The organism is Halopseudomonas sp. T1L2 (genome assembly GCF_055397385.1).
The window spans coordinates 1,493,284-1,508,358 of the sequence record NZ_AP040865.1; the positions used below are offsets into that span (position 1 = coordinate 1,493,284).

The 15,075-nt window shown below is 59.6% G+C and carries 17 protein-coding genes; 4 read left to right on the forward strand and 13 right to left on the reverse strand.

All coding sequences use genetic code 11. The features are described from left to right. Positions 1–13 precede the first annotated feature (13 nt). The 10 genes from ACZ5WQ_RS06995 to ACZ5WQ_RS07040 form a co-directional block, all read right to left on the reverse strand. The gene (locus ACZ5WQ_RS06995; RefSeq protein ID WP_464383443.1) at positions 14–643 is read right to left on the reverse strand and encodes a hypothetical protein; all 630 of its coding nucleotides are present in this window, start codon (positions 641–643) and stop codon (positions 14–16) included. A 190-nt stretch (positions 644–833) separates the two neighbouring features. Beyond that, the gene (locus tag ACZ5WQ_RS07000; RefSeq protein ID WP_464383444.1) at positions 834–1,217 is read right to left on the reverse strand and encodes a GNAT family N-acetyltransferase; all 384 of its coding nucleotides are present in this window, start codon (positions 1,215–1,217) and stop codon (positions 834–836) included. 155 nt (positions 1,218–1,372) lie between these two features. After that, positions 1,373–2,074: an aspartate/glutamate racemase family protein gene (locus ACZ5WQ_RS07005; protein WP_464383445.1), complete on the reverse strand. Its 702-nt coding sequence runs from the start codon at positions 2,072–2,074 to the stop codon at positions 1,373–1,375. A 1-nt stretch (position 2,075) separates the two neighbouring features. Continuing rightward, positions 2,076–2,516, reverse strand: coding sequence for a hypothetical protein (locus tag ACZ5WQ_RS07010; protein ID WP_464383446.1), 441 nt, complete (start codon positions 2,514–2,516; stop codon positions 2,076–2,078). Between the two features lie 311 nt (positions 2,517–2,827). Beyond that, positions 2,828–3,514, reverse strand: a complete 687-nt coding sequence (locus ACZ5WQ_RS07015) for a class I SAM-dependent methyltransferase (protein ID WP_464383447.1) — start codon at positions 3,512–3,514, stop codon at positions 2,828–2,830. Between the two features lie 717 nt (positions 3,515–4,231). Continuing rightward, the gene (locus ACZ5WQ_RS07020) at positions 4,232–5,212 is read right to left on the reverse strand and encodes an IS5-like element IS1384 family transposase (RefSeq protein WP_012637023.1); all 981 of its coding nucleotides are present in this window, start codon (positions 5,210–5,212) and stop codon (positions 4,232–4,234) included. Between the two features lie 233 nt (positions 5,213–5,445). After that, positions 5,446–5,649, reverse strand: coding sequence for a hypothetical protein (locus tag ACZ5WQ_RS07025; protein WP_464383448.1), 204 nt, complete (start codon positions 5,647–5,649; stop codon positions 5,446–5,448). 62 nt (positions 5,650–5,711) lie between these two features. After that, the gene (locus tag ACZ5WQ_RS07030) at positions 5,712–7,709 is read right to left on the reverse strand and encodes a methyl-accepting chemotaxis protein (RefSeq protein WP_464383449.1); all 1,998 of its coding nucleotides are present in this window, start codon (positions 7,707–7,709) and stop codon (positions 5,712–5,714) included. 185 nt (positions 7,710–7,894) lie between these two features. After that, positions 7,895–8,527: an FMN-binding negative transcriptional regulator gene (locus ACZ5WQ_RS07035; RefSeq protein WP_285676216.1), complete on the reverse strand. Its 633-nt coding sequence runs from the start codon at positions 8,525–8,527 to the stop codon at positions 7,895–7,897. Positions 8,528–8,545: 18 nt separating this feature from the next. Next, positions 8,546–8,791: a hypothetical protein gene (locus tag ACZ5WQ_RS07040; RefSeq protein ID WP_088273838.1), complete on the reverse strand. Its 246-nt coding sequence runs from the start codon at positions 8,789–8,791 to the stop codon at positions 8,546–8,548. A 258-nt stretch (positions 8,792–9,049) separates the two neighbouring features. Here ACZ5WQ_RS07040 and ACZ5WQ_RS07045 point away from each other — a divergent pair, with 258 nt between their 5' ends. The 3 genes from ACZ5WQ_RS07045 (at position 9,050) to ACZ5WQ_RS07055 (ending at position 11,073) form a co-directional block, all read left to right on the forward strand. Continuing rightward, positions 9,050–9,667 (forward strand): hypothetical protein, encoded by a 618-nt coding sequence (locus ACZ5WQ_RS07045; protein ID WP_464383450.1) that lies wholly within the window; start codon positions 9,050–9,052, stop codon positions 9,665–9,667. Beyond that, positions 9,660–10,388: a hypothetical protein gene (locus tag ACZ5WQ_RS07050; RefSeq protein ID WP_228247399.1), complete on the forward strand. Its 729-nt coding sequence runs from the start codon at positions 9,660–9,662 to the stop codon at positions 10,386–10,388. Before ACZ5WQ_RS07045 ends, ACZ5WQ_RS07050 begins: the two co-directional genes overlap by 8 nt. Positions 10,389–10,494: 106 nt before the next feature. After that, complete coding sequence (locus tag ACZ5WQ_RS07055; RefSeq protein WP_464383451.1) at positions 10,495–11,073, forward strand: LOG family protein; 579 nt, start codon at positions 10,495–10,497, stop codon at positions 11,071–11,073. A gap of 17 nt (positions 11,074–11,090) precedes the next feature. Here ACZ5WQ_RS07055 and ACZ5WQ_RS07060 read toward each other — a convergent pair whose 3' ends face one another. Then, positions 11,091–11,369 carry an ORF6N domain-containing protein gene (locus tag ACZ5WQ_RS07060; RefSeq protein ID WP_228247397.1) on the reverse strand — a complete coding sequence of 93 codons (279 nt, stop codon included), beginning with the start codon at positions 11,367–11,369 and terminating at the stop codon, positions 11,091–11,093. A gap of 266 nt (positions 11,370–11,635) precedes the next feature. On the opposite strand from ACZ5WQ_RS07060, the gene ACZ5WQ_RS07065 reads away from it, so the two are divergent. Next, positions 11,636–11,848 carry a hypothetical protein gene (locus ACZ5WQ_RS07065; protein WP_228247396.1) on the forward strand — a complete coding sequence of 71 codons (213 nt, stop codon included), beginning with the start codon at positions 11,636–11,638 and terminating at the stop codon, positions 11,846–11,848. Between the two features lie 6 nt (positions 11,849–11,854). Here the strand turns inward: ACZ5WQ_RS07065 and ACZ5WQ_RS07070 are convergent, their stop codons facing one another. Both ACZ5WQ_RS07070 and algB read right to left on the reverse strand, forming a co-directional pair. After that, positions 11,855–13,630, reverse strand: coding sequence for an ATP-binding protein (locus ACZ5WQ_RS07070; RefSeq protein WP_464383452.1), 1,776 nt, complete (start codon positions 13,628–13,630; stop codon positions 11,855–11,857). Then, the gene (gene algB, locus ACZ5WQ_RS07075; RefSeq protein ID WP_464383453.1) at positions 13,627–14,973 is read right to left on the reverse strand and encodes a sigma-54-dependent response regulator transcription factor AlgB; all 1,347 of its coding nucleotides are present in this window, start codon (positions 14,971–14,973) and stop codon (positions 13,627–13,629) included. Before algB ends, ACZ5WQ_RS07070 begins: the two co-directional genes overlap by 4 nt. Positions 14,974–15,075: the final 102 nt, after the last annotated feature.

A 15,075-nucleotide genomic window follows, 5' to 3' on the forward strand; every position in this document is an offset into this window, starting at 1 on the left:
CGGCTCGCACTGATCACGGGCTGTGCAGCGACGGCATCCCGTTAATGGCGATATCCGCGCCAACAATGACCACCAGCGGAATCGCAGCCAGCACAACGGCGCCATCTGCCAGCACCGCCAGCGGCGTAGCGGCAGTACGCATGGCCACCACACCCGGCGATAACGCCTCGGTGACAGTAATCGAATAGGAGTCATTCAGCGCCTGGGTGTGTATCGCCTCCGGCGCATCAAAGCCCTCAGCTGAATACCGCTTGCCGCTTACCTCCCCTTCATACGAGACCGTTCTGCCCTCAAGCTGATAGCCGGCTTCCAGCGCGGCAGCGCGCTGCACCTCGTTGGCCTCCGGTTTCAGCCACAAACGATAGCGCCCGGAAATGCGATTGAAATTATTCACCTTGAAGCCGCCAAACGTGGCGCGCACCTGAGGATAAAACCCGGACTCAAAGGTGCGCTGCAGCTCCTCCGGCATGGGGAACACGTAGTGATGCTCAACACCCAGTACAACAAACCATTCGCCATCGGCCGACACCATGACCTGGTTGATCGGCTCCACATAGCGTTTGCCATCGCTCTCGTATAACGCACTGGTCACACACCCGCTCAGCATCAACACACAACCGAGCATCAGCATTCTGCCCACCACCAAACGGCCTCCTTGCCTGATCCAGCTGCGCAGCAACAGCGCCACGCGGAGGCTGAGATATACCTCGTCAGGGGGCGATGCAGGCAGGTTTGAACGGCAGGTTGCGTGCGGGTTCACAGATGCTGGCTCACATACCAGGCGGGGAAACAGGGATAGTCGACAAGCAGGTGCAAACAAGCCTGAGCACGCCTTAAAGCGGTGTATTTCTCGCCACCATAAAGACTTCATCGGCCGAATACAGATCGCGGATCGTCGCCACTACCTCAGCGCCCAGGGCATCTCGATAAAGCTGCTGTGCATGGTTGTCGGCACGGGTGTTGACGATGATGTGCTTCAACCTCGAGCCCTGCTGCGCTAGCTCGGACTTGACCAGCGGCAATGACTGATCAATCAGCGCACGCCCAACCCCCTGCCCGTGCAGCGCAGGCAACACCGCAACCTGATCCAGCTCCAGCACCGCCTGATCGCGAAAGCCACTCTTCTGGGCCCAGAGAATGTAACCCACCACGACGCCCTGATCTTCGGCCAGATAACAGAAAAACGCGGATAGGCGTTCAGCGTTGCGCCGAGCCATTCGAGTGAACCTTTTTGGCGAACAAATGCCAGGCGATGGACTGCCGCAGCGCCAGGCAAATCGGCCGGCTGCATTGGGCGAATACGGTGTTTGGTGTGCATATCGAGTCACGTCCTGTGTGGTACCCATTGCCTTGATGATGCGTTGCCAGTTGCTTAGCTGGCAGTCCGGATCAGCTCGGCAACCGCCCTGTCTGCGTGAATCCGGGTAGTGTCATAAAGCGGCACCGCGGTATCAGCCTGCGTGACCAGCATGCTGATTTCGGTGCAGCCGAGAATCACCCCCTCTGCCCCGCTCGCAAACAACCCATCGATAATGCGCAGAAACTCGGCTTTTGACTCCGGAGTGATTGTGCCCAGGCACAGCTCCGCATAAATAACCGAATGCACGATGCGGCGGTCGTCCGCTGCGGGCACGATTACCTCGATGCCGAACTGCTCCTGCAACCGGCCCTTATAAAAGTCCTGCTCCATGGTGAACGCCGTGCCGAGCAGGCCGACCTTTTTCACCTGGTTGCTGACCAGCACCTCTGCGGTCGCATCGGCGATGTGCAGCAACGGGATGCCGATAGCACTCTGAATCTGCGGCGCTACCTTGTGCATGGTGTTGGTACAGATCAACAGATAATCAGCCCCGGCCCCTTCAATCTTCCGGGCTGCTTCAGACAGCACCCGCGCCGCACCCTCCCAGTCGCCCTCACGCTGCAACCGCTCGATTGGCTCGAAATCGACACTGAATAACACGATCCGGGCGGAATGCAGGCCACCCAGTTGCTGTTTGACACCCTCGTTGATCGCCTTGTAATAGCCGGACGTGCTTTCCCAGCTCATGCCACCCAGCAACCCGACAGTCTTCATATCACTCTCCCCTTCGCTGCCCGACAATCCGTCGATGATGACGCTGCGCCAGAATAACCAGCAGCAGCGGCGCCCCGACCACAACGCACCCCAGGTACAGGATCACACCCCATGCACCCGCTGCCGCCAGCAGCGAAAAATCCCATAACGCCACCGGCAAGCCGGCAGCATATTGCAACGCCCCGTTTATACCCGTCACCACCAACATACCCACCAGCAGCTGAAAGCCAGCGTAGATAAACGTGAAGTAACGCAGCCAGCCAAACCGCTCGGGCCACAGCAACAACCTGCACCAGCACGCAAACACGACAAGCGATGCCAGTAGCTTGATCAGCAGAAAGGCAAAGCCATATTGGTGCAGCACAACATCATGGACGGCAGAGACATGGGCCAGCAACGCAAAGGCTGCGGGCGCACGGTAAAAATCAATCACCTTGAACAACTCTGACAGCAGCGTAACAAGGAGAATCGCCAGAATGACTGACGGGATAACGCGTTTCAATTTGGTTGGTCCTGTTAGTAGCGGGTTAACGCGCAATTAAGGGGATGGAGGTACGCCAGTTCCCGCCATCCTTGCCTCCTGAACACGAGTGACCGCGATGTCGCTAGCATAACCAACCAGATCACTACATCCTCACAACTTCATTCATTTACGCGAGCAATGCCACCCAACTTCGTCAAGTAAATAATATTAGCTCCAGGTTACCAGCAGCTATGGCTGCCTGCCATTTATCTTCACTACCTCGTCACAAATCAGGTCTTGACAAAACGCGCATATACCACGCCCTCTTCCCCTTCAACAAAAGGATTCCCATCACGTAACGAGCGATATATATCATGATCATCTCGGACTGCGCATATACCCTGAGAAACCACACAAAATTCAGGTCCAAAAAAAGACGCGATCGTTCTAGGAAGATTTTGTGGCTCAGTCGCCGTTGCAGGATGCTCCACCTCCGTAACTAGCAAAAAGGTGCCGCCCTTGGCGGTAACTCTTTTTATCTCGGAAACAGCCGCACCAACATCGTCAACATGATCCAAATTATTGAACGATGTAACGATATCGAAATACCCATCAGCAAACGGAATATTCTCAACACCAGCATTCACATAATTCATCGTGTGCTCTTCGATACCCAGCCCTCTGTATTTTTCTACTAGTGGATCAACACCAGTGCAATCCGCTTCCTTTGATATCCACTCGAGACTCCCTCGCGGACCACAACCAATATCCAGCACCGATTTTCCCACATAATCCTTGCGGCTTAACCCAAAAAAATCCGTATAAAAAAACTCATAGTGCGAATTACTAAACTTTCCCTCTTGATGGAGTCGCTTTCTCCAATACCTAACTTCCATAAAATTTTTAAATTTCACAGGCGCCAATAAGCCTAAAACACCAGCAACATAACTTCCGAAAACACGGCGCAATTCAAGCATACATTCTCCTTAACGACCAAATAACCACGACAATCCATAGAACATAACAGGACACCTAAGCCGCTGCCCGGACAAAAACCCCGGACCACCTTTGTCTCACCTAATTAAGCAGTTATCGCAGCATCCGCCATTCATCAAAGCTCCCCCTGACAACAACTAAGCACAATCAGGCCCCAGGCGTACGCCCACATATTCTAGATCGCTGCATATGCAATAGGGATTCTATGCTGACAAAGAGCGGGGAAGGAACTGCACGACGGCTCCTCCGCGACAGTACCCTTAATATCTCCGGGATTAGCCAGAAAAGTTTGCGCAGCTGATAAGGAGGGAATAGGATGCAGAGTCATTCTAATGACCAATGTCATCAGCAAACTCACCCACCACTGCAGACGGGACAAAATAACAATGAAATCTTCGACAGCATATGTGCGTCTTTGCGCCATCCTTGGACTCCTGAAACCGGCTTAATGCCATATCAAGAACATAACCCCATCATCTGCGCTGGTAAAGTGAAAATCCTGCGGTAAGCCTCCTGTGTTTTACGTCCTGGCTAGTCCACCACGGCCTTTAGGGATGGTCTGAAGTAGTTGTGTATTTCTGGCTGACTTCAGCCCCTGCCGATTTTAAAAGCGGCAAATCGATCAAAAACGCTCAGATCACCCGCTTATTTCTGTGTTTTTAGCCGCCGCGAGCACCTCGCGGCAGCCATTTTCCACATTACAGGCGCACCTCTCCTGCATTCGCCAGTAAATGTCGGCGCGCCATCCACAGGTTCGACAGAGCGAACAGTGTCACCAGTTGCGCCGTGTTTTTGGCCAAGCCGCGAAAGCGCACCTTGGTGTAACCGAACTGGCGCTTGATTACCCGGAACGGATGCTCGACCTTGGCGCGCACCTGAGCCTTGGCCTTTTCAATCTTGCGCTTGGCTTTGTACAGCACGCTGCGCTTATCGAGTTTTTTGTAGGTGCTGCGGCGTGCCGCCACCTGCCAGATAACTTCACGTCCTTCATGCTCGGGCCGCTTTTCGACACCGGTGTAGCCTGCATCGGCGCAGACCACGTTTTCGTCGCCATGCAGCAATTTGTCCACCTGGGTGACATCCGCCACATTGGCCGCCGTGCCCACTACGCTGTGCACCAGACCCGATTCGTCATCGGCGCCGATGTGGGCCTTCATGCCAAAATAATACTGGTTTCCCTTCTTGGTCTGGTGCATTTCCGGGTCGCGCTTGCCGTCCTTGTTCTTGGTCGAACTGGGCGCATTGATCAGCGTTGCATCGACGATGGTGCCCTGGCGCAGCGACAGGCCGCGGTCGCCCAGATAGCCATTGATGACAGCGAGGATGCCGGCCGCCAGCTCGTGTTTCTCCAGCAAGCGGCGGAAGTTGAGAATGGTGGTTTCGTCGGGGATGCGCTCCAGGTTCAGCCCGGCAAACTGGCGCAGGATCGTGGTTTCGTACAGCGCTTCCTCCATCGCTGGATCGCTGTAGCCGAACCAGTTCTGCAGCAGATGCACACGCAGCATCGCCATCAACGGGTAGGCCGGACGGCCACCTTCACCCTTCGGATAATGTGGCTCGATCAAAGCAATCAAGCCCTTCCACGGCACCACCCGGTCCATCTCGATCAGGAACAACTCCTTGCGGGTTTGCTTGCGCTTGCCAGCGTACTCGGCGTCGGCGAAGGTCATCTGCTTCATCGGGAAACTCGGTGGGTGGGGTCGCGGTATTTTGCCAAATCAGAAAGTCTTTTTCAGAGTTTCCTTAGATAAAAATCCACTTCGCTCTATCGCGCGTTGCTGGATACCGCAAAACGCCCAAGCAGATGCACCACCACAACGCCAGTTCCGCCTGAACTGTACTGATACAGGGTGTCTTTATCGGTTTCGAGGATCAGGAGGTATTGCTGACAATCTAGATCGGCGAGGTTGCGTTAGGCCGGCCAGAACAGCTGGCTCAGGCTCAGGTAGCGTTTGAGTACGCTGTCTGGCAGCTCAACACTGGTCTGGTAAAAACCCGCCAGCACCTGAAGACTGGTCAGCGGAGCGCCCACCGAATCGGTAGCCACTTCAGGGATGACGACGCACCCCCCAATTAGCTCTGCGCCAGGTACCAACAGCCATTTGCCCACATTCACGCCTACCACTTGTTGGGTCCGGGTACTCTTAAGGAAGAGAGTGGGCCAGCTGCACTAGATCACTACACTCTGAACCCCTGCGCCAATGCCTGCAGCTCACCTGCCAGCTGCGCCTGGCTGTCGGTGACCTGAGAAATTTCCCGCGAGCCGTTGAGGGTTTGCAGTGAAGTTTCCCGCACGGAACTCATGCTGCGCGAGATATCCCGCGTGACCGCGACCTGCTGTTCAGCGGCAGAGGCGATTTGCGATGACATCCCGGAAATACGGTCGACGTCCTGCAGGATGCCGGCAAGGGTGTCTTCCAGGGTTTCGGCTTCATCGGCGCTGAGATTGGCCAGTTTATGGCTGTCGACTACCGCGCCGCGCACACTGTCGGTGATGTCGCGCAGGCTGCTGATCATGGTTTCGATTTCAACGGTGGAATCGTGGGTCTGGCGCGCCAGATTGCGCACTTCGTCGGCGACCACAGCAAAGCCACGACCGTGCTCCCCTGCCCTGGCCGCCTCAATTGCGGCGTTGAGCGCCAGCAGGTTGGTCTGGTCCGCTACTGTTCTGATCACGTCGATGACCCGAGTGATGGATTCGCTGCTGGCCTGCAGGCGCTCCATTTGGCCGTTGACCTGCTCGATGGCACCGGCCAGATGGCGAATGCGACCAACGCTTTCCTGCACCACCCGCCGCCCTGCCTCGTTGCGCTTTGAGGCATGCTGGGCGGCTTCGGCAACCTGCTGGGTATTGCGCGAGATTTCTTCCGAGGTGCTGGACATTTCCTCTGCCGCTGCTGCGACCTGATCCACCAAAGCCTGCTGCTGCCCTACCTGATCGGAGTTCTGGCTGGCGGTGGCACGGGTCTGCTCGGAGGCCGATGCCAGCCGCACGCTGGTTTCATCGATCTGACTCAGCGCACCGGAGAAGGTCTCGATCAGGCTGTTCAGGGCCGTGCCGATCAGCCCCATCTCGTCCTTCGAGCAGACCCGGGTGCGCACCGACAGATCCTTGCGTTCCATGACCTGACGGAAATCACCCAGCAGCTGGTTTACCTGGCTGGACACCCCAATGATGATCAGCAGCGCCAGCAACAGCACCATGCCGATCACCAGCGCACCGATGATAGCAGCCCGACGCAGATCGGCACGCGCGCCGGCCAGCACGCGCTCGGTGCCCGCAGCCATGTCGTCAGCGACCTGCTGCTTGAGCTGGTAAACACCGTCGACGGCGTGACTGGCGCTGTCAAACCACTCGATATTGGCCATCCCGAGAAAGCCGTATTCGGAACCGATCAGACGATCACGCAATGCGCTGAAAGCGAGGTTCTCCGGGCGTTCGGCCAACGCCAGCAACTGCCCCTGCAGGGAGGCACCAACCAGATTGGCGGCTGCATCCAGCAGTGCCTGACTGCGCGCGTCTGCTGCACTGACCTCCCTCGCCAGCGCCAGCGAAATGCCGCCCTCGCTGAGCACCGCAGCGCCCGCGGCCATCTCCCGTGCTCCCGACTCGGTTGCCTCGGTGAGCGCCAGGAAGGCTCCCATCAGACGCGTCAGGCGCGGCTCGTTAGCCTGCTGCAGAATCTCGGGAATCAGGGCAATCATCCGTTCAACCGCGGCGCTATAGGTCCGATAGGCCAACTCGGCGTCGACATCTTCATTGAGGACCCTGGCCCGCAGCGGCGCCAGCGCATCCAGCGCCTCATTGATCAGGCCCAGCTGGGCCGCGATGGCAACCCGCTCGCGACCCTGCATGGCGGCCATGGCGTTGCGCAGGGCATCGAGGCTGGCATCGGTAGCTGCCCGCTGGCCTTCAAGGCGCTCGACGACCCGGCCATCGGCGCCACCGGTGGCAATGAATAAGGCGGTGAGACCCCGCTCCTTTTGCAGATTCTCCAGCGCCGGATCGGCGCTCAGCACCAGGTCGAACAGTGCCCGCGATGATTCGGTCTGCTGCAGATGGGTGTAACGGTCAATTACCGTGGCGCCGGAGAAATACAGTGTGCCGGCCAACGCCGGCAGCAGGAGCAGCAACAATTTGCCGCGCATGGAGAGGTTTCGAAGCATGGACAGCATGGTGGAGCACCCTGAGAAAAACCTGACTGACTGGACAGACCTCTCAGCAAGAACGGTGCCATCACTCTGCCACGACCCGCCGGGGCTTGCGGACACCCCGTGCGAACACCGCGCACCAGTTCAGGGCCGATGCAGCGCAACGCGATCCAAAAAAGGGACTAGCGCCCGGCTGTGACTCGCGCCGGTCAGACGAGCGGCTTGTTCATGGCCGCCGCCAGCTCGGCATGGCCGCTGTGTGCCAGGGCATCAACGGCGCCCGCAACGTCCTGCGGGGTCTTGTTCTGGCTCAATTTGAACTTGCCGACCAGGCGTTCGATCTCGATTTCGATGCCGACAATCGCCGCCAGCATTCGGGCGATGTAATCCGGGCTTGAGTCAGTCATGCGCCACGGGCGCGGCTCTTGCGCGCGCGTCTCATGTTCACGGGTCAGGCGCGCCACGATGCCGCGCACAAAGCGCTCGTCGTCACGCAGGTAAATGCGCCCGTGGGCATGCACAACCTGATAATTCCAGGTCGGCACCTGCTGGTGGGTTTCGTGCTTGCTGGGGTACCAGTTTGGCGAGATATAAGCTTGCGGGCCCTGAAAGACGACCATCACGCTCATGCCGTCCACAATCTGCTCGACCAGCGGGTTGGCCCGCGCCAGGTGCGCCTGCAGCACGCCGTGCTCACCCTGCCCGGTCAGCAGCTCGAACGGAATGTGGTTGGCGTCCAGCCCGTCCGGGCCGAGGGTTACCAGCGTGCCCAGCGGGTTTTCGCCAATCAGGGCATGCAGTTCAGTGGTGCGGGTTTCGGCAAAATGTGCAGGCAAATACATGACGTATTCCGTGGCAGGTCAGACGGCAAGATACTGATCCAGGGAATACAGCGCAAACGCCAACAGCAACCAGAACAGCACGCCAGCCGATGTCTCAAGCCAGGCACTGTAGGTATGCCGGCGCAGCCAGTGCGGTGGCCACAGGCAACGCAGCAACCCGCGGCCGGGAATGCGCAGGCTGAGGTCCAGAACGGCGCCCGCTTCGAGGATCAGACGGCCAAGCAGCAACAGCCCGCGCGCCAATGCTTCGAGCAATTCAAGCATCCGGGTTACTCCGTGCCGGGCGCGCGCTCGGCAAAGCACGGTAGCCCATCAGTGATATCAAACCAGTTGGCCTTGTGGGCAGTAAAGAGATGAGCCTGCAAATCGGTCACGCTCAGGGTAGTAACACAGAGCCGTGGAATCATGGTGCCTGCCTCATCCGATAGTCTTTACCCGATAAAAATATAGCCTCTTAAAGCTAATATTGAAAAATTAGCGTATTACGGCTAACGTCAAAGCAGATTGCACAGGGACACGCTTATGACCATTGCAGCCGTACTGACCGGCGACCTGATCGATTCTCAAGGTGTTGAGGATACGCAGGATTACATCAACCAGCTACGTGATGCGTTGCAGCAGTTGCAAGCCGTCTGCCCATTCCAATACGAACTGTATCGCGGCGATGGCTTTCAACTGACCCCGGACGTTGCCGCAGATGCGGTGCGTTGCGCGGTGCTGCTGCGTGCCGCCCTGATTGCCGCCAGCCCGGAGCACGAGCGGTACGATGCCCGGATTGCTGTCGGGATTGGCCAGGCAGCCGCGGTCAACCGCTACGGCGAGGCTTTCGTGCTGTCCGGGCAGGGGCTCGACACTATGAAGAAGGACAGCCTTGGACTGTTCACCCATGATGCCAGCCTGCTGGATCGCCTTGAGCTGCCGACCGCGTTCGCGGCGCGGGTGATCGAGCAGTGGACGCGAGTTGAGGCGCAGACCTGGTGGTTGCATACCACCCTTGCGGTCAGCCAGAAGGCTCTGGCCGAACACATGGACAAGGCTCAGGTAACGGTTCACAAGGCGTTGCAACGGGCCGAGGCCGCGCTTATGGATCGCTATCTGGCTCGCAGCCGCGAGTGGATTCAGGAGCTCACTGATGACTGACTCTGTCTTGCTGCTGCTGATGCTGCTCTTGCACATGCTCAGCAGCTTATGGGCCAACGCAAGGCCGCTGCCGCCAGAGGCCAGCCGCATGCAGCAACGAGCCTGGCTGATCCTCAAGGCGTTGCCGCTGGCGCTCGCCATTGGCGCGTTGCTGCTGTCCCAGAGTCTGAGCACCGCCCTGCTGGGCTTTATTCTGGTGCTGTGCAGCCAACTGCTAGTGGAACACCAGCGGCTGATCAGACCGCAGTCGTTCTTCAGCACTGCGCTGTTCAGCCAACTGCTGCCAGTGCTTATCCTCGTCGGTTTGTGGAGCGCCGCCACCGGCAACTGGCCGCAGCTCGCGGATGCGCTGGCGCGCCTGTTGCAGCCAGACGCATTGATCCTGGCACTGGCAACGCTGTTTTTGCTGCACCCGACCTCAACTCTGATTGCGCAGATCCTGACGCCCTGGCTCAATCACAGCGACCTGCAGGACGAGCAATCGCTGAAACAGGCCGGACGGCTGATCGGCTTTCTTGAGCGCCTGCTGATCTTCGCCTTTGTGGTGATGGGCCAGTGGCCGGCCATCGGCTTTCTGCTGGCTGCCAAAAGCATCATGCGCTTCAACGATACCCGCTCGGCCAAGCGGCCGGTGTCCGAGTACGTACTGTTGGGCACCCTGCTGAGTTTCGGCTTCAGCATCGCTGCCGGATTGGTCGCCAGAGCTCTGCTCGGCGCTTAGCCGGCCTGCGCTAATCTGGAAAAATTAGCCCTTCAAGGGTAAAGTCCCAGATCCCTTCGTCGGCGCTCTGGCCGTCGCGCCCCTTCCCGTTTCATCAGGAGTACCCATGCGTCTGTGTGTTTTCTGCGGTTCCAGCCCCGACAACAAACCCGAATACCTCGCCGCTGCGCAGCAGCTCGGCACGGCACTGGCCAAGGCCGGCATCGGTCTGGTCTACGGCGGTGCGCAGGTTGGTCTGATGGGCGCGGTGGCCGACGCGGCGCTGGCCGCCGGCGGCGACGTGATTGGCGTGATTCCGCGTCATCTGGTTGAACGCGAATTGGCCCATACCGGCCTGACCACCCTGCATGAAGTCGGCTCGATGCACGAACGCAAGGCAATGATGGCGGATCTGTCCGACGGGTTTATCGCCCTGCCCGGTGGCGTCGGCACCTTTGAGGAACTGTTCGAAGTCTGGACCTGGGGCCAACTGGGGCACCATCAGAAGCCGTGTGCGCTGTTCAACGCCGCCGGCTACTACGATCAACTGATTGCCTTCCTGGACCACGCCCTGACCGAGGGCTTTATGCGCCAGCCCTACCGCGACATGCTGATTGTCGATAACCAGGTCGACAGCCTGCTCGACAGGGTTCGCCGCTACTCACCACCCGCCGTATCCAAGTGGGTTAAAGCACAGGAGCGCTAGCCCCTCGGCTGCCGTGATCAGGATGCGCCGCGGGTAATCTGCTGCATGCGCGCGTAACCCGTGCGCGTCAGCAGTACCAGATTGACTGTGGTGGCGTAGATCTGACCTGACGCCTTGAGATCGTTGATCAGCGCCTTGTGTTCATCCGCCGGCAGGTAGAAAAAATCCCGCCCTTCCTCAAGCTGCTGCTCGCAGCGGCGAAAAAGACGGAAGGAGGTGCCCTTCGGCAGGGCATTGAGCTCATCGAGCTGGCGCAGGCTCAGGGTTTCGGTGTTGGCATGGACAATCGGTTGCATGACGGCTGGTAGCGGCTGGCGAATGGGTCGGGCGGCCGTCTGACCGCCAAGCCGTAGCCTACCGTGTTGAGCAATAAACGTCTTCTCCCGTTGCCGTCAGTCCTGCCCGATATCGCGGTCAGCGGCCGGGACTGAGGCTGTGCTGTGGGGCGCCATGTAATCAGGCATGCCACGATGAACCTGAAGAAACCCGATAAAAGCGCGTATGACGGCAGCAACAAGCCCGTTATACTCGCCGCCTTTCAGGTTCACCCGCCGAGCGCACCATGACCGATCACCAAGACCCAACCTCGACCGATGCGACAACCGACGTCTCTCCTGCCAGCAAGACAGGCGGTCTTGGCGCCCTGTTCGCTGCGGCCAGCAAGCAGGCAGACAAGGCCAACGCTCCCAAGCAGGGCAAGGCCGGCTTCGATCCGCACACCAAGCGCGTACACATGCCGCCGCGTGGCACCCGCCGTTCGATGGGCAAGCGCTAGGCGGGCCTAAAGCGGCAGCGTGAAGTAGAACTGCGCGCCCGCACCCGGGCGCGACTGCACGCCGATGTTGCCGCCATGCAATTGCACCACCTCCTTGCACAGCGCCAGACCCAGCCCGGCGCCACCCTTCTTGCTGCCGACCTGCACAAAGGGTTCGAATACCCGCACCTGCTGGCTGTAGGCAATGCCTTCGCCATTGTCCTCAACGCTGAACCATACCCGCTCACCCTGCCGGCGCAAGCGCACGGCAACCTGACCGCCCTGCTGAGAGTGACGCAGGGCATTGCCGATCAGGTTGTCCAGCACCCGCTCAATCTGCAGCCGGTCCAGCCGCGCCCGCGGCGCATCCTCGCTGACGTCCAACTGCAGGGAAATACCCCGCTCATCTGCCTGCGCCTGAAAACGGGCCATCGCTGCAGAAGCCAGCTCGACCGGATCACAGGGCGCCAGTTCCAGCTTCTGCAGTCCATTCTGGTAGCGTGAGAAATTGAGCAGGTCGTTAATCAGATCGACCAGCCTGCGCATTTCCTCGTCTACCGTTACCAGCAGATCCCGCTCACGACTGCCCTCGGCGAACTGCAGACGTTCCTGCAGGAGGGAGAATGCCATGTGCATGCCGGTCACCGGCGTGCGCAGCTCATGGGACGCCCTCAGCACAAACTCACGCCGCACCCGCTCGAATGCCCGCTGCTCGGTCACGTCGCGCAGCACCATGACCGCCCCCTGGACCCAGCTGTCGGTTCGCACTACCGGTGTCAGGCTGTAATCCAGCAGCCGGGTTTCCCCTGCGACCTCGACCGCCAGATCCTCCTGCTCGCTACCAAAGGTATTGCCGGCCAGCACCTCCCGGACCTGCTCGTCCAGCTCGGGGTGCCCCATGGCCTGGCCCAGCGTCTGACCCAGCTCGCGCGAATCCCAGTCGAGCTGACGCCGCGCCACCGGGTTGAAGTGATCAACATCGCCCTGCTGATCAAGGATCAGCAGGCCATCGTCGATACTGTCGAGCACCGCCTGCAGGCGCCGTTGCTCGGACTGCAATGCCTCCAGATCGCTGTTCTTGAACTCGCGCAGGGCTTCGGCCATAACGCCAAATCGACGACTCAGGGCGCTGATCTCATTGACCGGGGACAGCGGCAGAGTGACGTTGAAGTCACCCTGGCCAATCTTGTCCGCCGCTTTGGCCAGCGCCTCGATCGGCCGACCAAAACGCTGGGCGATGCTGTGTGCGGTCAACAGCCCCAGCAGCAGCACGGCCAGGCCGATCAGCCCCAGTAGCCCGGCAATCAGCCAGGCGCGCTGATGCGCTGTGCTTTCGGCCGCCTCAACATAAGCCAGATAGCGGTACTGCACCTCGTTAATGCGATCACGCATGGCGGCCACGCTGAGGCTGAAGGTGTCATCCGAGAGCAGATCCCGGCGCAGGGTGCGCGGCCGGTAGAGCACATCGTCGTAGACCGCATAGGCCCGACCGATTTCAGCCACAGCCTGACGGTCCTCATCGGTTCGGGCCTGCTCACCGGCCTTGGCCAGCCACTCCTTGAAGCGCTCGTCCGATGTACTCAGCGCCTCGCGATCCAGTTGTTCTGACAGCAGCAGGGTCACCTGTCGACCGATCTCCTGACGCATGCCGAGAGAAGCCTTGAGAATGCCGATGTTGCTGCCGACGCTGTAGGTCTGCGACTGGGTCAGACTGAGTACTCCGAACAGGCCTACCAGCAAGCCCACCAGCGCCACGGTCAGCAATGCACTGCTGCTCAGAAACAGTTGAGTTCGCAGCTTCATAGGCCAAGCTGCTTGCGTTTGCGATACAGGGTGGAGGCATCGATGCCGAGCGTGCGGGCCGCCTGATCCAGCGTGGCGCTGGAGGCCAGAACGGCGGCAATGCGCGCGCGTTCCAGCTCGCTCAGGCTGAGATTGGAGCCGACGCGCGGCGCGGTGTTGCCGTGATCCGGTTCGCCCAACCCGAGATGACTGGCAGCAACCTGCTCCTCGGCACAGATGATACTGACGCGCTCGATCACATTACGCAGTTCGCGGATATTGCCGGGCCAGTGGTAATTCAGCAGCGCCTGCCTGGCATCCTCGCTGAAGCCCCTGGCCGGACGGGCGTATTCCTTGACGAAGCGCGCCAGAAAGCGCTCGGCCAGATCAAGAACGTCATCAGGGCGCTCCCGCAGCGGCGGCAGCGTCAGGGTAATCACGTTCAGCCGGTAGAGCAGGTCTTCGCGAAACAGCCCCTGCTTGACCATCTCGGCCAGATCCAGATTGGTCGCCGCCAGAATCCGCACATCCGCCTGCCGGGTCACCGGGTCACCAACCCGCTCGTAGACCTTGTCCTGAATGAAGCGCAGCAGCTTGGGCTGCAGGGTCAACGGGAAATCGCCTATCTCGTCGAGAAATAAAGTGCCGCCGTCGGCCTGACTGACCCGGCCCAGAGTACTCTCGCTCGCGCCGGTAAAGGCGCCCTTGCTGTGACCAAACAGTTCACTTTCCATCAGCTCGGCAGTCAGCGACGGGCAGTTGATGGTCACGCAGTCACGCTGGCTGCGCCCGCTCCAGCCATGAATCAATCGGGCCAACTCACCCTTGCCGGTACCCGACTCGCCCAGGATCAGAATATTGGCGTCAGTGCCGGCGACCTGCCGGGCCGTCTCCAGCACCGCCATCATCGCGGGGCTGCGCGACTCGGGCGCGACCCGCGTCTGTTCTACGGCCTGCTCCAGACTCTCCAGACGCGCTTCCATCTGACGCACTTCAAGCTGCTTGGCCGCAGCCATGCGCAATTGATCAGGGCTGCAGGGCTTGACCAGATAATCCGCCGCGCCTGCCTGCATGGCATCAACCGCGGTATCGACCGCCGAGTGCGCGGTCACGATCACGACCCGCATCCACGGCGCCTGCGCCCGCATACGCGCCATTACATCCAGACCACTTTCCTCGCCAAGCCTCAGATCAAGAAAGCACAGATCAAACACCTGCCCCTGCAAAACCGCTTCGGCCTGTGCCCCGCTACTGGCCGTCGCTACCTGATAGCCCTCATCCTCGAGACAGTAACGAAAGGTCCGCAGGATCGCCGGTTCGTCGTCGACCAGCAGAATACGTCCGTTGCCTTGATTCGCTTCCATTGATTCACGACTCCTGTCATGCCGTCGCGCTACTGTCACCGTGCAATCTGCACGACCCTTCGGGAAAGATCATGCAATTCGCACTGAACACGACACCACCTT